17 protein-coding genes are annotated in these 16,628 nt (G+C 57.3%); 10 read left to right on the top strand and 7 right to left on the bottom strand.

Going from position 1 to position 16,628, the window contains the following annotated elements:
• Position 1 precedes the first annotated feature (1 nt).
• The 6 genes from sufB to IM299_RS02920 all read left to right on the top strand — a co-directional run bounded on the left by sufB (position 2) and on the right by IM299_RS02920 (position 6,252).
• Positions 2 to 1,492 (top strand): Fe-S cluster assembly protein SufB, encoded by a 1,491-nt coding sequence (gene sufB / locus IM299_RS02945; protein WP_028012865.1) that lies wholly within the window; start codon positions 2 to 4, stop codon positions 1,490 to 1,492.
• A 9-nt stretch (positions 1,493 to 1,501) separates the two neighbouring features.
• Positions 1,502 to 2,248 carry a Fe-S cluster assembly ATPase SufC gene (gene sufC, locus IM299_RS02940; RefSeq protein WP_041910384.1) on the top strand — a complete coding sequence of 249 codons (747 nt, stop codon included), beginning with the start codon at positions 1,502 to 1,504 and terminating at the stop codon, positions 2,246 to 2,248.
• On the top strand, positions 2,223 to 3,494 hold the full coding sequence (sufD, locus tag IM299_RS02935; RefSeq protein ID WP_193357019.1) for a Fe-S cluster assembly protein SufD: 1,272 nt from the start codon (positions 2,223 to 2,225) through the stop codon (positions 3,492 to 3,494). Before sufC ends, sufD begins: the two co-directional genes overlap by 26 nt.
• Positions 3,491 to 4,711, top strand: a complete 1,221-nt coding sequence (gene sufS, locus IM299_RS02930) for a cysteine desulfurase SufS (RefSeq protein WP_028012868.1) — start codon at positions 3,491 to 3,493, stop codon at positions 4,709 to 4,711. The genes sufD and sufS overlap by 4 nt, the downstream gene beginning before the upstream one ends.
• Before the next feature lie 13 nt (positions 4,712 to 4,724).
• Positions 4,725 to 5,141: a cysteine desulfuration protein SufE gene (gene sufE / locus IM299_RS02925; RefSeq protein WP_193357018.1), complete on the top strand. Its 417-nt coding sequence runs from the start codon at positions 4,725 to 4,727 to the stop codon at positions 5,139 to 5,141.
• A 97-nt stretch (positions 5,142 to 5,238) separates the two neighbouring features.
• Positions 5,239 to 6,252: a L,D-transpeptidase family protein gene (locus tag IM299_RS02920; RefSeq protein ID WP_028012870.1), complete on the top strand. Its 1,014-nt coding sequence runs from the start codon at positions 5,239 to 5,241 to the stop codon at positions 6,250 to 6,252.
• Positions 6,253 to 6,312: 60 nt separating this feature from the next.
• Here IM299_RS02920 and lpp read toward each other — a convergent pair whose 3' ends face one another.
• From lpp to IM299_RS02900, 4 genes are all read right to left on the bottom strand, one after another.
• Complete coding sequence (lpp, locus tag IM299_RS02915) at positions 6,313 to 6,549, bottom strand: murein lipoprotein Lpp (RefSeq protein ID WP_001082307.1); 237 nt, start codon at positions 6,547 to 6,549, stop codon at positions 6,313 to 6,315.
• Between the two features lie 309 nt (positions 6,550 to 6,858).
• Complete coding sequence (gene pykF / locus IM299_RS02910; RefSeq protein WP_014883536.1) at positions 6,859 to 8,271, bottom strand: pyruvate kinase PykF; 1,413 nt, start codon at positions 8,269 to 8,271, stop codon at positions 6,859 to 6,861.
• A 377-nt stretch (positions 8,272 to 8,648) separates the two neighbouring features.
• Positions 8,649 to 9,794 (bottom strand): PLP-dependent aspartate aminotransferase family protein, encoded by a 1,146-nt coding sequence (locus IM299_RS02905; RefSeq protein WP_193357017.1) that lies wholly within the window; start codon positions 9,792 to 9,794, stop codon positions 8,649 to 8,651.
• A gap of 11 nt (positions 9,795 to 9,805) precedes the next feature.
• On the bottom strand, positions 9,806 to 11,176 hold the full coding sequence (locus IM299_RS02900; RefSeq protein ID WP_193357016.1) for a cystathionine beta-synthase: 1,371 nt from the start codon (positions 11,174 to 11,176) through the stop codon (positions 9,806 to 9,808).
• 400 nt (positions 11,177 to 11,576) lie between these two features.
• On the opposite strand from IM299_RS02900, the gene IM299_RS02895 reads away from it, so the two are divergent.
• The 4 genes from IM299_RS02895 to fumD all read left to right on the top strand — a co-directional run bounded on the left by IM299_RS02895 (position 11,577) and on the right by fumD (position 14,416).
• Positions 11,577 to 12,599 (top strand): methionine ABC transporter ATP-binding protein, encoded by a 1,023-nt coding sequence (locus IM299_RS02895; protein ID WP_060572909.1) that lies wholly within the window; start codon positions 11,577 to 11,579, stop codon positions 12,597 to 12,599.
• Positions 12,592 to 13,260, top strand: a complete 669-nt coding sequence (locus IM299_RS02890) for a methionine ABC transporter permease (RefSeq protein ID WP_028012874.1) — start codon at positions 12,592 to 12,594, stop codon at positions 13,258 to 13,260. The genes IM299_RS02895 and IM299_RS02890 overlap by 8 nt, the downstream gene beginning before the upstream one ends.
• A gap of 23 nt (positions 13,261 to 13,283) precedes the next feature.
• Positions 13,284 to 14,096 carry a MetQ/NlpA family ABC transporter substrate-binding protein gene (locus IM299_RS02885; RefSeq protein ID WP_028012875.1) on the top strand — a complete coding sequence of 271 codons (813 nt, stop codon included), beginning with the start codon at positions 13,284 to 13,286 and terminating at the stop codon, positions 14,094 to 14,096.
• Positions 14,097 to 14,206: 110 nt separating this feature from the next.
• Positions 14,207 to 14,416 (top strand): fumarate hydratase FumD, encoded by a 210-nt coding sequence (fumD, locus tag IM299_RS02880; protein WP_193357061.1) that lies wholly within the window; start codon positions 14,207 to 14,209, stop codon positions 14,414 to 14,416.
• Here the strand turns inward: fumD and IM299_RS02875 are convergent.
• Genes IM299_RS02875 through IM299_RS02865 form a run of 3 tightly spaced genes read right to left on the bottom strand, consistent with a single transcriptional unit; the run spans position 14,397 to position 16,628 of the window.
• Positions 14,397 to 15,083, bottom strand: a complete 687-nt coding sequence (locus IM299_RS02875; protein WP_049138909.1) for an amino acid ABC transporter permease — start codon at positions 15,081 to 15,083, stop codon at positions 14,397 to 14,399. The two genes, fumD and IM299_RS02875, sit on opposite strands and share 20 nt — an antisense overlap.
• Positions 15,067 to 15,813, bottom strand: coding sequence for an amino acid ABC transporter permease (locus IM299_RS02870; RefSeq protein ID WP_048960377.1), 747 nt, complete (start codon positions 15,811 to 15,813; stop codon positions 15,067 to 15,069). The genes IM299_RS02875 and IM299_RS02870 overlap by 17 nt, the downstream gene beginning before the upstream one ends.
• On the bottom strand, positions 15,813 to 16,628 hold the full coding sequence (locus IM299_RS02865; RefSeq protein ID WP_193357015.1) for an amino acid ABC transporter ATP-binding protein: 816 nt from the start codon (positions 16,626 to 16,628) through the stop codon (positions 15,813 to 15,815). The genes IM299_RS02870 and IM299_RS02865 overlap by 1 nt, the downstream gene beginning before the upstream one ends.

Below are 16,628 nucleotides of genomic sequence, written 5' to 3'. Positions count from 1 at the left end.
TATGTCTCGTAATACTGAAGCAACGAGTGATGTAAACACCTGGAGCGGCGGACACCTCAACTATAAAGAGGGTTTTTTCACGCAACTGCAGACCGACGAGCTGGCGAAAGGCATTAATGAAGATGTGGTGCGCGCCATTTCGGCCAAACGTAACGAGCCCGAGTGGATGCTCGAATTTCGCCTGAGCGCGTTCCGCGCCTGGCTGGAGATGGAAGAGCCGCACTGGCTGAAAGCCCACTACGACAAGCTGAACTACCAGGATTACAGCTACTACTCCGCCCCCTCCTGCGGCAGCTGTGACGATACCTGCGCCTCGCAGCCCGGCGCGGTCCAGCAAACCGGTGCCGAGAACAGCTTCCTGAGCAAAGAGGTTGAAGAGGCGTTTAATCAGCTGGGCGTGCCCGTGCGCGAGGGGAGAGAGGTGGCGGTAGACGCCATTTTCGACTCCGTCTCGGTGGCGACCACCTACCGTGAAAAGCTGGCCGAGCAGGGGATCATTTTCTGCTCCTTTGGCGAAGCCATTCATGACCATCCCGATCTGGTGAAAAAGTACATCGGCACCGTGGTACCGAGCAACGATAACTTCTTCGCCGCGCTGAACGCCGCGGTAGCCTCTGACGGCACCTTTATCTACGTGCCTAAAGGCGTGCGCTGCCCGATGGAGCTCTCCACCTATTTCCGCATCAACGCCGAAAAAACCGGACAGTTTGAACGCACCATTCTGGTAGCGGACGAAGGCAGCTACGTCAGCTATATCGAAGGGTGCTCCGCCCCGGTGCGCGACAGCTACCAGCTGCACGCGGCGGTGGTAGAGGTCATCATTCACAAAGACGCCGAGGTGAAATACTCCACGGTGCAGAACTGGTTCCCCGGCGACGGCAATACCGGCGGTATCCTGAACTTCGTCACCAAGCGCGCGCTATGCGAAGGCGAAAACAGCAAAATGTCCTGGACGCAGTCGGAAACCGGCTCCGCTATTACCTGGAAATACCCGAGCTGTATTCTGCGCGGGGATAACTCCATCGGTGAGTTTTACTCGGTGGCGCTGACCAGCGGGCATCAGCAGGCCGATACCGGCACCAAGATGATCCACATTGGGAAAAACACCAAATCGACGATTATCTCGAAGGGGATCTCCGCCGGGCATAGCCAGAACAGCTATCGCGGGCTGGTGAAAATCATGCCGACGGCCACCAACGCGCGTAACTTCACCCAGTGTGATTCAATGCTGATCGGTGCCGACTGCGGGGCGCATACCTTCCCGTACGTCGAGTGTCGCAACAACACGGCTCAGCTGGAGCACGAGGCGACCACGTCGCGCATTGGGGAAGATCAGCTCTTCTACTGCCTGCAACGCGGCATCAGCGAAGAAGATGCCATTTCGATGATTGTGAACGGCTTCTGTAAGGACGTGTTCTCTGAACTGCCGCTGGAATTCGCCGTTGAAGCACAAAAACTCCTCGCCATTAGTCTTGAACACAGCGTCGGTTAAGGAAAGCACATGTTAAGCATTAAAGATTTACAGGTTAGCGTGGAAGAGAAAGCGATCCTGCGCGGTCTCAATTTTGACGTCAAGCCGGGTGAAGTTCACGCCATCATGGGGCCAAACGGCTCCGGGAAAAGTACGCTTTCAGCGACGCTGGCGGGACGTGAAGATTACGAAGTAACAGGCGGCTCGGTCGAATTTAACGGCAAAGATCTGCTGGAGATGTCGCCGGAAGACCGCGCGGGCGAGGGCATCTTTATGGCCTTCCAGTACCCGGTGGAAATTCCGGGCGTCAGCAACCAGTTTTTCCTCCAGACGGCGCTGAATGCGGTGCGCAAGTATCGCGGCCAGGAGGCGCTGGATCGCTTCGACTTCCAGGATCTAATGGAAGAGAAGATCAAACTGCTGAAAATGCCGGAAGACCTGCTGACCCGCTCGGTCAACGTCGGCTTTTCCGGCGGCGAGAAAAAGCGTAACGATATCCTGCAGATGGCGGTGCTGGAGCCCGAGCTGTGCATTCTGGATGAGACCGACTCCGGTCTGGATATCGACGCCCTGAAGATTGTCGCCGACGGGGTGAATTCCCTGCGCGACGGCAAGCGCTCGTTCATTATCGTCACCCACTACCAGCGCATTCTGGACTACATCAAGCCGGACTACGTCCACGTGCTTTACCAGGGACGTATTGTGAAATCCGGTGATTTTACGCTGGTTAAACAACTGGAGGAGCAGGGTTATGGCTGGCTTACCGAACAGCAGTAATGCGCTCCAGCAGTGGCACCGGCTGTTTGAGGAGCAGGGTAATACGCGCTCCGAGCAGGCGCAGCAGCACCTGCAGCAGATGCTGCGCCTCGGCCTGCCGACGCGGAAGCATGAGAACTGGAAATACACCCCGCTCGACGGCCTGCTGAACGGCGAGTTTGTGACGCGTCTGGCGGAGATTGACCCGGCCCGGCGCGACGCTCTGGCGCTGACGGTGGATGCGGTGCGTCTGGTCTTTGTCGACGGCGTCTGGCGTCCAGAACTGAGTGATGACGCCCGGGATAGCGGGTTCGATATCGTCATTAACGACGACCGCCAGAGCCTGAGCGCCCCGGTTCAGCCGGAAGTTTTCCTCCACCTGACCGAGAGCCTGGCCCGCAGCGTGACGCATATTCAGGTCAAGCGTAACCAGCGTCCGGCAAAACCGCTGCTGCTGATGCACATCACACAGGGCGTGGAGGGCGATGAGATCAACACCGCGCACTATCGCCATCACCTTGAGCTGGCGGAGGGGGCGGAGGCCACGGTAATCGAACATTACGTCAGCCTCAACGAGACCCGCCATTTTACCGGGTCGCGGCTGACGATGAACGTTGCCGCCAATGCGCAGCTTCACCATATTAAGCTGGCGTTTGAGAATCCGCAGAGCCACCATTTTGCCCATAACGATCTTCTGCTGGGCCAGGATGCCGCGGCGTACAGCCACAGCTTCCTGCTCGGTGGCGCGGTGCTGCGCCACAACACTAGCACGAAGCTTAACGGTGAAAACACTACGCTGCGCATCAATAGCCTGGCGATGCCGGTGAAGGCAGAAGTGTGCGACACGCGCACCTGGCTTGAGCACAACAAAGGCTACTGCAACAGCCGCCAGCTGCACAAAACCATCGTCAGCGATAAAGGGCGGGCGGTGTTTAACGGCCTGATTAACGTGGCCCAGCACGCCATCAAAACCGACGGGCAGATGACCAACAACAATCTGCTGCTGGGGCGCCTGGCGGAAGTGGACACCAAGCCGCAGCTGGAGATCTACGCCGACGACGTAAAATGTAGCCACGGCGCGACGGTCGGTCGGATCGACGACGAGCAGATGTTCTACCTGCGCTCGCGCGGCATCGACCAGCAGGCGGCGCAGAAAATGATCATCTACGCCTTTGCGGCGGAGCTTACGGAAGCGCTGCACGATGGCGTATTGAAGCAGCAGGTGCTGGCCCGCATTGGTCAGCGTCTGCCCGGAGGCGAAGCATGAGTTTTCCCGTAGAGAAAGTGCGGGCCGATTTCCCGGTTCTGACCCGTGAAGTGAACGGCCTGCCGCTGGCCTATCTCGACAGCGCGGCCAGCGCGCAGAAGCCGAATCAGGTGGTGGATGCGGAAGCCGAGTTCTACCGCCACGGCTACGCCGCCGTGCATCGCGGTATTCATACCCTGAGCGCCGAGGCGACCCAGCGCATGGAAAACGTGCGCACGCAAATTGCAGCCTTCCTCAATGCACGCCTGCCGGAAGAGCTGGTATTTGTGCGCGGCACAACCGAGGGGATTAACCTTGTCGCCAACAGCTGGGGCAACGCCCAGGTGCGCGCGGGGGATAACATCATCATCACCCAGATGGAGCACCACGCCAATATTGTGCCGTGGCAGATGCTCTGCGAGCGTGTCGGCGCGCAGCTGCGGGTCGTTCCGTTGAACGACGACGGCACGCTACAGCTGGAGCAGCTTGACGCCCTGCTGGACGATAAAACGCGGCTGGTGGCGGTCACCCAGGTCTCTAACGTGCTGGGCACCGAAAACCCGGTGACAGAGATTATCGCAAAAGCCCATCAGGCCGGCGCGAAGGTGCTGATTGACGGCGCGCAGGCGGTGATGCACCACGCGGTGGACGTGCAGGCGCTGGACTGCGATTTCTACGTATTCTCCGGGCATAAGCTCTATGGCCCGACCGGGATTGGCGTGCTGTATGTGAAAGAGGACATCCTGCAGGCGATGCCGCCGTGGGAAGGGGGCGGATCGATGATCGCCACCGTCAGCCTGACGGAAGGGACGACCTACGCCCGTGCGCCCTGGCGTTTCGAGGCGGGCACCCCCAACACTGGCGGGATTATCGGCCTGGGGGCGGCGGTGTCTTACGTCTCCGCAATCGGCCTCGACGCCATTCAGGAGTACGAACAGCTGCTGATGCACTACGCGCTGCAGGAGCTTGCCAGCGTGCCGGACCTTACCCTGTATGGCCCGGCTGACCGACAGGGCGTAATTGCCTTTAACCTGGGGAAACACCACGCATATGACGTGGGCAGCTTCCTCGATAATTACGGCGTGGCCGTCCGTACCGGCCACCACTGCGCCATGCCGCTGATGGCTTTTTACCAGGTGCCGGCAATGTGCCGCGCATCGCTGGTGATGTATAACACAATGGAAGAGGTCGACAGGCTGGTGGCGGGGCTTAAGCGCATTCACCAGCTGCTGGGCTAAGAAGAGGCAAAAGATGGCAGAACTGCCGGACAGAGACAAATTGCTGCGCAACTTTGGGCGCTGTGCAAACTGGGAAGAGAAGTACCTTTATATCATCGAGCTGGGGCAGCGTCTGCCGCCGCTCGGTGAAGAGGCGCATAACCCGGAAAACATTATTCAGGGCTGCCAGAGCCAGGTGTGGATTGTGATGGAGCAGTCTGACGACGGCACTATTGAATTGCACGGCGACAGCGATGCGGCCATTGTAAAAGGGCTTATTGCGGTCGTCTTTATTCTTTACCACCGGATGTCGGCGCAGGATATCGTCGCGTTTGATGTCCGCCCGTGGTTTGAAAAAATGGCCCTGACCCAACACCTCACCCCGTCCCGCTCCCAGGGGCTGGAAGCGATGATTCGCGCCATTCGCGCCAAAGCTGCAATCCTTAGCTAGACTTACAGAACAGCATTCATTCTGTTTCGCGAGGTGGTTCCCGCCTCGCTGGTTTTTCAGCTTTCTGGCATCCTGCCAGTGAATAAGGAATCTCAGCATGAAGCGCGCGTCTCTAATAACTCTATTACTCCTCAGTTCGCTCGGTACGTTTAATTCGGCCCGCGCGATGGACTATCCGTTGCCGCCCGCAGGCAGCCGTCTGATTGGGCAAAATCAAACCTACACGATACAGGAAGGGGATAATAAGCTTCAGACTATCGCCCGTCGGTTTAATACGGCGGCGCAGGTGATCCTTGAAACGAACAATACCATTGCGCCAGTAAACCCGGCGCCGGGTACCGTTATCACGATCCCGTCGCAGATGTTGCTGCCGGATACCCCGCGCGAAGGCATTGTGGTTAATCTGGCCGAGCTTCGGCTCTACTACTTCCCGCCGGGAGAAAATATTGTCCAGGTCTTCCCGCTCGGCATCGGACAGCTGGGGCTGGAAACGCCGGTTAGCACCACCCGCGTCAGCCAAAAAATCCCTAATCCAACCTGGACGCCTACGGCGGGCATCAGAGCGCGTTCCCTGGCCCAGGGAATTAAATTGCCTCCCGTCGTCCCGGCGGGGCCAAATAACCCGCTGGGGCGCTATGCGCTGCGTCTGGGAATTGGTAATGGGGAATATCTTATTCACGGCACCAGCGCGCCGGACAGCGTAGGTCTGCGCGTCAGTTCCGGCTGCATGCGAATGAACGCCCCGGATATTAAAGCCCTGTTTGAACAGGTGCGGGTCGGCACGCGGGTTCAGATCATCAACGAGCCGGTGAAATTCTCGGTTGAGCCGGACGGTAAACGTTATATTGAGGTCCACCGTCCGCTGGCGCAGGTGGAGGGCGAGAACCCGCAGATTTCGCCCATTACCCACTCGGCAGACTTTGCCACCTTTGTTTCTCAGGCCGGAAGCGATAAGGCGTTAATTGATAAAGCCCTGGCGCGCCGTGCCGGGATCCCGGTTGTCGTATCCGCGGGTAGCGGCCCGTCGGCCAGCAATAGCGTGTTGTCAGTGCAGAACAGCCGGGTGTCTGCTGCGGTAGCAGAAGAGGAAGGGGAAAAGGTAACGCAGTAGCAGTTTGACGCAGGCAAAAAAAATGGCGCACAATGTGCGCCATTTTATTAACAGGTACTATTACTTACGGTATTTAGTAGCCTGGTTGTCCAGACGCTGGTTAGCGCGAGCTGCGTCGTCTTTAGCAGCCTGAACGTCGGAACGCATTGCGTTCACGTCGTTGCTCAGCTGGTCAACTTTAGCGTTCAGAGTCTGAACGTCAGAAGACAGCTGATCGATTTTAGCGTTGCTGGAGCAACCAGCCAGCAGAGTAGAACCCAGGATTACCGCGCCCAGTACCAGTTTAGTACGATTCATTATTAATACCCTCTAGATTGAGTTAATCTCCATGTAGCGTTACAAGTATTACACAAACTTTTTTGGGTTGAGAATATTTTTTTGATGGGAATACGCCTATTTTTGATCGTTCGCTCAAAGAAGCATCGAATCAGTGCGTTTTGAGTAAAAAGCTATGTAAAAAAAGGCATTTTTCATCGGATTCATCTTAGATAAATCGCATTTAAATAGAAAAACCCGATTTGCTTTTTGAATGAATTTGGCTAATGCCGGGAATAAAAAAAGCGCCCATTGGGCGCTTTTTTTCAAATTTAATTCGTTCGTGAATTATTACAGCACGTGAACGGAGGCAGTATTGGTTGTTCCGCTTGGTACCAGAGCACCAGAAACCATTACAACCACGTCGCCCTTCTGCGCCAGACCGCTTTCCAGAGCCATTGCTTTACCCTGAATGTAGAAATCGTCAGTAGAGGCGATCTCTTTGACCAGGTGCGCAACCACGCCTTTGCTCAGCACCAGCTGACGTGCGGTGGTTTCGTTGGTGGTCAGGGCCAGGATGGTGGCATCCGGGAAGTATTTACGCACTGCGCGCGCAGATTTACCGCCCTGGGTCGCAACAACAATCAGTGGCGCTTCCAGTTTCTCAGCGGTTTCTACCGCACCGCGGCATACTGCTTCAGTGATGCGCAGCTTGCGGCTGTCGTTGTTGAAGTCCAGACGGCTGGTCATCACGCGGTCAGTACGTTCGCAGATGGTCGCCATGATGCCGACCGCTTCCAGAGGGTATTTCCCTTTCGCGGATTCACCGGACAGCATGACTGCATCGGTACCGTCGAGGATGGCGTTCGCCACGTCGCCTGCTTCAGCGCGGGTAGGGCGTGGGTTTTTGATCATGGAATCCAGCATCTGCGTGGCGGTGATAACCACTTTACGCGCGCGAACACATTTCTCGATCATCATCTTCTGCGCGAAGATCACTTCTTCAACCGGGATTTCAACGCCCAGGTCGCCACGAGCAACCATGATGCCGTCAGACGCTTCGAGGATTTCGTCGAAGTTGTTCAGTCCTTCCTGGTTTTCGATTTTGGAGATGATCTGGATCTTCTCGCCGCCGTGGGCTTTCAGGTGCTCACGAATTTCAACCACGTCGGAACGCTTACGGATGAAAGATGCCGCAACGAAATCAACGCCTTGTTCGCAGCCGAAGATCAGGTCCTGCTTGTCTTTCTCCGCCAGTGCTGGCAGCGCGATAGAAACGCCCGGCAGGTTAACGCCTTTGTTTTCGCCCAGGTCGCCGTTGTTCAGCACTTTACAGATAACTTTGTTGCCTTCGATAGCGGTGACTTCCATACCGATCAGACCATCGTCGACCAGCACGGTGTTACCCACGGACAGATCGCTGGTGAAGCCTTCATAGGTGACCGCAACGATTTCGCTGTTACCAACAACGGATTTGTCGGTAGTGAAGGTGAAGGTCTGGCCCGCTTTCAGAGAGACGTCGTTACCGCCTTCCAGTTTGATGGTACGGATTTCCGGACCTTTGGTGTCGAGCAGGATCGCCGCTTTTTTACCGGTCTTGCTCATCACGTTGCGCAAGTTCTGGATACGCTGACCGTGTTCTGCGTAGTCACCGTGGGAAAAGTTCAGACGCATCACGTTCATGCCGGCGTCCAGCATTTTGCTCAGCATCTCTTCGGATTCGGTTTTCGGGCCGATAGTACAAACAATTTTCGTCTTTTTCATGACAGTCTTAGTCTTTAAGTTGGGAAGGATATGGAAATCTCGCTCCGGGGGCGCACCGCCGCGGAGTCAAACCTGTGTTGCAAAAGAGTATATGACACGCACTAAGGATAGGAGACATCAAATGAGCGTGCAGAAGAAAGTGTGCCTGAGTGACAGCCCAACGAAGGAGAGGAGAAGTTGTACGTTGTTTTTTGTATTCCAAGCGCTGAAACCATTCACCAGGGATTTGGCGCGCATTATACGCTAATTTTAAGATAAAAGGAAAATGGAAACGGTGTTTCAGAATTAATCAATGCCGTTTCACATAATATTGTTATCAAGGCGTTAAGCCATGATGACAACTTTTGGCGGCAGGTGAGCGACCTGCCGCCGTTTGCTTATTTTTGCAGCGCCTGGCTGAGGTCGGCAATCAGGTCTTTTGGATCTTCAATGCCTACCGAGAGGCGGATCAGCTGCGGCACAATGCCGTTTGCCAGCCGTTGTTCAAGCGGAATCGAGGCGTGCGTCATGCTGTAAGGCTGGCTCACGAGACTCTCCACCCCGCCCAGGCTTTCCGCAAGAGTGAACAGCTTCAGGTTGCGAATCACCTCGGTGGCGCGTTGCGCATCGCCTTTTACCACGACGGAAATCATCCCGCCCGGCAGGGCCATCTGGGTGCGGGCAAGCTGGTACTGCGGATGCGATTCCAAGCCGGGATAGAACACTTTTTCGACAAGAGGATGCTGCGCCAGCCATTGCGCAATCTCCAGCGCGTTGGTGCTGTGCTTTTCGACCCTCAGCGCAAGCGTGCGGATACCGCGCAGGGTCAGGAAGCTGCTAAACGGATCCAGGACGCCACCGACCGCATTTTGCAGATAGCCAAGCTGGTCCGCCAGCGCCGGATTCTCTCCCACCACCGCCAGCCCGGCCACCACGTCAGAGTGCCCGTTAAGGTATTTGGTGGCGGAGTGCACCACGATATCGAAACCGGACGCCAGCGGGCGGTGGATCACCGGCGATGCGAACGTGTTATCCGCCACGCTGATGACGTTATGACGACGGGCGATCGCCGCAATGGCCGTCAGATCCGCCAGCTTCAGCAGCGGGTTGGTCGGCGTTTCGACCCACACCATGCGGGTCTCCGGGCGAATGGCGGCCTCAAGCCCGGCTAAGTCGTCCGGCTTAACCCAGCTGACCTGCAGGCCCGTACTGCGTTTGCGCACGTTTTCAATCAGGCGATACGTCCCGCCGTAAACGTCATCAATGGCGACGATATGGCTGTCTTTATCCAGCAGTTCGAGCACCGTGGAGATGGCCGCCAGACCGGAAGCAAAGGCGTAGCCGCGCGTGCCGCCCTCCAGTTCGGCGATGGCGGTTTCCAGCGCATGGCGCGTTGGGTTGCCGCTGCGGGAATACTCATAGCCGGTATGCTCGCCGGGTGACGGTTGCGCAAACGTCGACGTGGCGTAAATCGGCGGCATGACGGCGCCGTGCGGGTCGTTGAATGCGCCGCTGTGGACGCTCAGGGTTGCCAGGTTTTTCATCGTTTCATCCTTTATTGCTGTAGACGATTGCGCCACGCGGTCAGGACGTCGCTGCGCGTAATCAGACCGAGAAAACGGTCATTGTCGTTAATGACGGCTACCAGACCTCGGTCGAAGATGGCGTGCAGGGCGCTCTCCGGGGCACGTTTATCGAGAAATTCCACCTGACGGGTCATGGCCGCCGTGACCGGCAGGGCAAAGCGGTCGCCGTCGCCGCCGATATGCCGCAGCAGATCCCACTCGTCGATAATGCCCACCACCTTGCCGTTCTCCAGGACCGGCAGCTGAGAGATGTCATACAGGCGCATGCGTGCCAGCACGGTGGAAAGCGTATCGTCCGGCGCGGCGGTGACGGTAGCGCCTTCATCATGGCGCAGGGCAATGTAGTCGGAGAGATCGCCCGCCTGAGGGCGCGTGATAAGCCCCTGCTGGCGCATCCAGTCGTCGTTAAACATCTTCGAGAGATACTTATTGCCACTGTCGCAGGCGAAGGTCACCACGCGCTTCGGCGTGGTCTGCGCCTGGCAATACTTCAGCGCCGCCGCCAGCAGCGTGCCGCTGGAGGAGCCCGCCAGAATGCCTTCCGTCTTCAGCAGCTCGCGCGCGGTGGCGAAGGCTTCGCGGTCGGTGATGCGCCAGGCGCGATTCACCCCTTCAATGTGGGCCAGCGGGGGAATAAAGTCTTCGCCAATGCCTTCGACCAGCCAGGAGCCCGCGTCGTGGTAGCGTCCGGTTTCCACCTGGTCAGCCAGCACCGACCCGGCGGGGTCAGCCAGGACAAACTCCGTGTGCGGAGAGTGCTCGGCGAACCACGCCTGCAGGCCACCGAGCGTACCACCTGAGCCGACGCCGACCACGATGGCGTCAATTCTGCCGTCAAGCTGCTCGTACAGCTCCGGTGCCGTGGTGGTGCGGTGCGCCAGCGGGTTGGCTTCGTTATTGAACTGGTCGATGTAAAACGCGCCCGGCAGCTCGTTAGCCAGACGCCGGGCGTAATCCTGGTAATAGGCGGGATGGCCCTTGTTGACGTCGGAGCGGGTCAGCACCACCTGGGCACCCAGCGCGCGCAGGTGGAAAATCTTTTCGCGGCTCATTTTGTCGGGCACTACGAGGATCAGCGAGTAGCCTTTCTGGGCGGCGATCAGCGCCAGGCCGAGGCCGGTATTGCCCGCCGTGGCCTCAATAATCGTGCCGCCCGGCTGCAGCTGGCCGGTACGTTCCGCTTCGTTAATCATCGACAGCGCAACGCGGTCTTTAATCGAGCCGCCGGGGTTCTGGTTCTCCAGCTTCAGAAACAGTGAGCAGGGACCGGTATCAAGCTTATGCAGCTGGATCAGCGGCGTGCGGCCAATCAGTTCGGTGACGGAGTGGTAAATCGTCATGATGTTTTCCTTTCGGTATGTCATGACGGGATGATAGGGCTGTGAAATTTTCTCAATAAAGAACCATTCACTGCCGTTTAGAACGGAAAGGAATATAAATGCCATTTTTGGATGGCAGGACAGCAAGACGTAAAGTTGTCTGGATGTGGGGATGGCTATATCGGGATAAAATGCTGCAAAAATGACCGTTTTTTGCGCGCGTCCGCCAGCAGATATGCATCCGGCAGATAATCATTGCTGAAATTGGTCTAAATACTTCCCACCCGGTAAATCCGCTGTTTATTTCCGAAAGTTATAACACATTCTTTTTTGTTCATTTAAAAGCTGATAACGCCTGTTTACTATCTTTTGGACATCCATACTGCTAAACCGCCGAGGGCGGCACGGATAACGAATAAGAATGATTGTACTGAGCAATATTTCGAAGGTTTTTGACAACGGAAAGGTCGCGCTGACCGCCGTTGATAACGTCAATTTGACGATAGAGCAGGGACAGATTTACGGCATTATCGGTTACAGCGGCGCCGGGAAAAGCACGCTGATTCGCCTGCTGAACGGTCTGGAGAAACCCAGCGCCGGGAGCGTCACCATTAACGGGCAGGATATCTCCGCCGCAAAAGGTGAAGCACTGCGCCAGGCGCGTCTGAAGATCAGCATGGTGTTTCAGCACTTCAACCTGCTGTGGTCGCGCACGGTGAGTGAGAACATTGCTTTCTCTATGCAAATTGCCGGTGTGCCAAAAGCGAAGATTAAGGCGCGCGTCGCCGAACTGGTGGAGCTGGTTGGCCTGAAGGGACGCGAAAATGCGTATCCGTCGCAGCTGAGCGGCGGGCAAAAGCAGCGCGTGGGGATTGCGCGCGCGCTGGCCAACGACCCCGACGTGCTGCTCTGCGATGAGGCTACGTCCGCGCTCGACCCGCAGACCACCGATCAGATCCTCGATCTGCTGCTGGACATTAACCGCCGCTTCAAACTCACCATCGTACTGATCACGCACGAAATGCACGTGGTGCGCAAAATCTGCGACCGCGTGGCGGTGATGGAAAATGGCAAAGTGGTGGAAGAGGGCGACGTGCTGAGCGTCTTTACCCATCCACAGCAGCCGATTACGCAGCAGTTTGTCCGCCAGGTGAGCCAGTACGCCGAGGAAGAGACCTTCAATACTGAACTCGCAAACGATCTGGAAGGTACGGTGATCAGGCTGACCTTTACCGGACACAGCACGCACAAGCCGATTGTCGGGGAACTCACCCTGCGCTACGGCCTGCCGTTTAACATCCTGCACGGAAAAATGACCCAGACCGCCCACGGTGTTTTCGGGCAGCTCTGGGTCCACGTGGCGGCATCCGATGAACAACTGAACAATATCCTCGCCGACCTGCAGCACAGCGATATTGAAGGCGAGGTAATTAAACATGTCTGAGAATCTCTTTCCGCATCTCAAGTGGGATCAGCTCTGGGCTGCAACGCTGGAGACGCTGTACATGACCGCGCTGTCCGGCGTGGCGACCTTTGTGCTGGGCATCGTGCTGGGGCTGGCGCTGTTTTTAACCGCGCGCGGTGGCTTGTTCCACAACCGCACGGTCTACAGCGTCATTTCGATAGTGGTGAACGTGTTCCGCTCTATTCCGTTCATCATTCTCATCGTTCTGCTGATCCCGTTCACCAAGACCGTCGTCGGCACCATCCTTGGCGCTAACGCAGCGCTTCCGGCCCTGATTGTCGGCGCCGCGCCGTTCTACGCGCGTCTGGTGGAGATCGCCCTGCGCGAAGTGGACAAAGGGGTCATTGAAGCAACGCGCTCGATGGGCGCACGACTGAGCACGCTCGTGTTTCGGGTTTTACTGCCGGAATCATCACCTGCACTGGTATCAGGTATTACGGTGACGCTGATTGCGCTGGTGAGCTACAGCGCCATGGCGGGGGTGATTGGCGCCGGTGGTTTGGGAAATCTGGCTTATCTGGAAGGATTCCAGCGCAACCATGGTGACGTCACGCTGGTGGCAACGGTGACCATTTTAATCATCGTTTTCATTATCCAGTTCTGCGGCGATGTCATTACTTCACTGTTAGATAAACGCTAATAAATACACACAGGAACCACATCATGAAAAAGACACTGACGCTGATCGCCGCCGCAACCCTGAGCGCCCTGAGCTTCGCCTCCTGGGCCGATACCCTGACCGTGGGCGCATCTAACACGCCGCACGCCGAAATTCTGGAGCAGGCCAAGCCAATTCTGGCGAAGCAGGGTATCGACCTGGAGATTAAACCGTTCCAGGACTACATTCTGCCGAACACCGCGCTGGCGGGTCATGACATCGACGCGAACTATTTCCAGCACATTCCTTACCTGAACAGCGTGCTGAAAGATCATGCGGGCGATAAAGACTACGATTTTGTCAGTGCGGGCGCGATCCACATTGAGCCAATCGGCATCTACTCAAAAAAATACAAATCCCTGAAGGACCTGCCAGAAGGCGGCAAGATCATCATGCGTGATGCGGTTTCCGAGGAAGGCCGTATTCTCTCCATCTTCGAAAAAGAGGGCGTGATCAAGCTGAAGCCGGGCATCGACAAAGTGACGGCGCGCATCAGCGATATCGTTGAGAACCCGAAAAAACTGAAGTTCACGCCGAACGTGGAAGCGTCCCTGCTGCCGCAGATGTACAACAACGACGAAGGCGACGCGGTGGTGATTAACGCCAACTATGCGATAGACGCCGGTCTGGACCCGGTTCACGACCCGATTGCGGTCGAGAGCGGTGAAAACAACCCGTACGCCAACATCATTACCGTGCATCGCGGCGACGAGAAAAAGAAAGACATCGTCGCGCTGGTGAACGTGCTGCACTCCAAAGAGATTCAGGACTGGATCCGCACCAAATACAAAGGCGCGGTCATTCCCGTGAACAACTAATTATTTGATTTTCCAGATGAAGCCCGGCGAGATCCTCGCCGGGCTTCTTTTTTGTATCCGGCGGGAGAATCATTTAAGCTCAACGTTTAACAGGCAATGGAGTGATGACGATGGGTAACGTGACCAAAGATGAAGCGCTGTACCAGGAGATGTGCCGGGTGGTCGGAAGGGTGGTGCTGGAGATGCGTGATTTAGGGCAGGAGCCGAAGCATATTGTCATTGCGGGCGTGCTGCGCACGGCGCTGGCGAACCAGCGCATCAAGCGCAGCGCACTGACAACCGAAGCGATGGAAACGGTGGTTAAGGCGCTGGCCGGCTAACGCGCCAGCGTTTCGCGACCTGTTCAAGCGAGCAGCAGAGCAGGTAATAGACCGCGCCCGTAAAGATAAAGATGGCCGCCGGGTAGATTTGCACCCGGTTGTTGACCTGTCCCGCCACCGTGGTTAGCTCCGGGACGTTGACGATGAATGCCAGCGACGTATCCTTCAGCAGGCTGATAAAAATTCCCACCAGCGACGGCAAAATATTTCTCAGCGTCTGCGGCAGCAGCACGCGCCACAGGGTTTGCTGTGTGCTGAACCCCTGAGACAGCGCGGCCTCGTTTTGACCCGCAGGGAGCGCCCTGAGCCCGGCAAAAACCGAATGCATCACCGATGCCGCCGTAAACCAGGCCAGCGCCAGCGTCACGGTCAGCGCCCCCGGCAGATCCCCGCCGGTGATCAGCGGCAACAGGTACCACATCCAGAAAATCACAAAAATCAGGGGAATACCGCGAATCAACTCCGCCCACAGAAAAAGCCCCCTGCGCACCAGCCCAGGATAGCGCCAGGCGAGGCACGCCAGCGCCACGCCGCCGGGAAGCGCAAGCAGGGCGGCCCCTGCGGCCATCAGCAGCGAAAGCAGTACGCCGCCGGGTTCACCCGCTGCCGTTCGTCCCCACAGCAGATAATCCAGGTTTTCGACAATAACGTTAAATCCTGCAATCATCTTTCTTCCTCCCTGAATGCGGACCGACGCGCACCAGCACCATCCCCATGACAATGCCGGTAAGCAAATAGAGCACCGTACCGACGATAAACGCCTCCATGGCGTGGGCGTTGTAACTTTCAATCTGCCGGACCTGGTAGGTTAGCTCAGCGAAGCCAATCCCGCTGGCGAGCGAGGAGAGCTTCATCAAGTTGAGGTACTGGCCGACAACGGGCTGCCAGGCGTTGGCGAGCCCCTGCGGCAGAAGGATGTAGCGAAATAAACGCCACGAGGAGAACCCTTGCGCCAGCGCCGCTTCCTGCTGTCCGGCAGGAACAGAACGCAGTCCCGATGCCGCTTCCTCAATTAAAAATGCCGAGGTAAAGACGCCCAACCCCCAGGCAGAACATAAAAACTCAGGGGTAAACCACCAGACGTCGCCGGGCAGAATTGACCAGCTGTGATCCGCATTCACCGCGTCTCGAAAGCCCTGCGGTAACCCGTTCCAGGCGGCGAAATACCAGAACAGCAGCTGCACCAACAGCGGCGTATTGCGAAACAGCGATACCCAGCCGCTGACGACCGCATTCCCGATGCGTCCACCGGAAAGACGCAGGAGCAAAAAGGTCGGTGCAAGCAGGCTGGCGATCAGGCCCCCCGCCAGCGTCACCCACAGGGTGGTGAGAAATCCGGAGAGTATCCACTGCAGAGGCTGTCCGGCCAGCACGCCCTGCCAGTCGAGGGCGGGCATCAGAGGTGCTCCTGGTGCAGCGGGTTCAGCACTTTTTGCAGGAAACGCTGCGCCCGGGGATGCGACGGTTGACTGAAAAATTGCCCCGGCGGCGCGGTTTCAAGAATCTGCCCGCCGTCGATAAAGACAATCCGGTCGGCAATTTCCCGGGCGAACTGCATCTCATGAGTCACGACAATCATGGTGATCCCGCTATGGGCAAGGGCTTTCATGACGAATAACACTTCGCCAATCATCTCCGGATCGAGCGCCGACGTCGGCTCGTCGAAGAGGATGATCTGCGGCGACGAGGCCAGGGCGCGGGCAATCGCCACGCGCTGCTGCTGGCCGCCGGAAAGCTCAGCGGGGAAGTGGTGAGCCTTTTCCTGCATTCCGACCTTCTCCAGCAGCGCCAGCGCGCGCTCCTGAGCTGGCTGCGGCTTCCAGCCGTGCACATGCTGCAGTGCCAGGGTGATGTTCTGGCTGGCGGTGAGGTGGGCATACAGATTGAACTGCTGAAACACAAATCCAACGCGGCTGCGCAGCTGACGCAGTCTGCTGCCGGAAAGCTGCCCGGTCGGCTTGCTGTCGACCAGGATTTCCCCGCCGCTCAGGGTTTCAAGCTGATTGATAAGACGGATCAGCGTTGATTTACCCGAACCGGAAGGGCCGAGAATAGCAACCACTTCACCGGGCGTGATGGTGAGGTTAATGTCGCGTAAAACCTGATGGTCGCCGTAGCGTTTGTCCACGTGACGAAACTCAACGCTGGCCTGTTCCAGATGTGAAAAATCCGCGGCACCGGCCGCGGAGTGGGAAAATAAACCTGAGAGCAT

Origin of the sequence: Enterobacter cloacae complex sp. P47BA, from assembly GCF_014930485.1 — a bacterium.
In the GTDB taxonomy this organism is placed as follows: domain Bacteria; phylum Pseudomonadota; class Gammaproteobacteria; order Enterobacterales; family Enterobacteriaceae; genus Enterobacter; species Enterobacter bugandensis.
Note: the sequence above shows the minus strand (reverse complement) of the source record. Positions and strands in the feature narration are given on the sequence as shown.

Coding starts and splice junctions, on each gene's coding strand:
- fumD (WP_193357061.1), top strand. CDS start 14,207: ATGGGTAACGTGACCAAAGATGAAGCGCTGTACCAGGAGATGTGCCGG.
- IM299_RS02905 (WP_193357017.1), bottom strand. CDS start 9,794: ATGAAAAACCTGGCAACCCTGAGCGTCCACAGCGGCGCATTCAACGAC.
- pykF (WP_014883536.1), bottom strand. CDS start 8,271: ATGAAAAAGACGAAAATTGTTTGTACTATCGGCCCGAAAACCGAATCC.
- sufE (WP_193357018.1), top strand. CDS start 4,725: ATGGCAGAACTGCCGGACAGAGACAAATTGCTGCGCAACTTTGGGCGC.
- IM299_RS02890 (WP_028012874.1), top strand. CDS start 12,592: ATGTCTGAGAATCTCTTTCCGCATCTCAAGTGGGATCAGCTCTGGGCT.
- sufB (WP_028012865.1), top strand. CDS start 2: ATGTCTCGTAATACTGAAGCAACGAGTGATGTAAACACCTGGAGCGGC.
- IM299_RS02865 (WP_193357015.1), bottom strand. CDS start 16,628: ATGCTCTCAGGTTTATTTTCCCACTCCGCGGCCGGTGCCGCGGATTTT.
- IM299_RS02895 (WP_060572909.1), top strand. CDS start 11,577: ATGATTGTACTGAGCAATATTTCGAAGGTTTTTGACAACGGAAAGGTC.
- IM299_RS02875 (WP_049138909.1), bottom strand. CDS start 15,083: ATGATTGCAGGATTTAACGTTATTGTCGAAAACCTGGATTATCTGCTG.
- sufC (WP_041910384.1), top strand. CDS start 1,502: ATGTTAAGCATTAAAGATTTACAGGTTAGCGTGGAAGAGAAAGCGATC.
- sufS (WP_028012868.1), top strand. CDS start 3,491: ATGAGTTTTCCCGTAGAGAAAGTGCGGGCCGATTTCCCGGTTCTGACC.
- IM299_RS02870 (WP_048960377.1), bottom strand. CDS start 15,813: ATGCCCGCCCTCGACTGGCAGGGCGTGCTGGCCGGACAGCCTCTGCAG.
- lpp (WP_001082307.1), bottom strand. CDS start 6,549: ATGAATCGTACTAAACTGGTACTGGGCGCGGTAATCCTGGGTTCTACT.
- sufD (WP_193357019.1), top strand. CDS start 2,223: ATGGCTGGCTTACCGAACAGCAGTAATGCGCTCCAGCAGTGGCACCGG.
- IM299_RS02920 (WP_028012870.1), top strand. CDS start 5,239: ATGAAGCGCGCGTCTCTAATAACTCTATTACTCCTCAGTTCGCTCGGT.
- IM299_RS02885 (WP_028012875.1), top strand. CDS start 13,284: ATGAAAAAGACACTGACGCTGATCGCCGCCGCAACCCTGAGCGCCCTG.
- IM299_RS02900 (WP_193357016.1), bottom strand. CDS start 11,176: ATGACGATTTACCACTCCGTCACCGAACTGATTGGCCGCACGCCGCTG.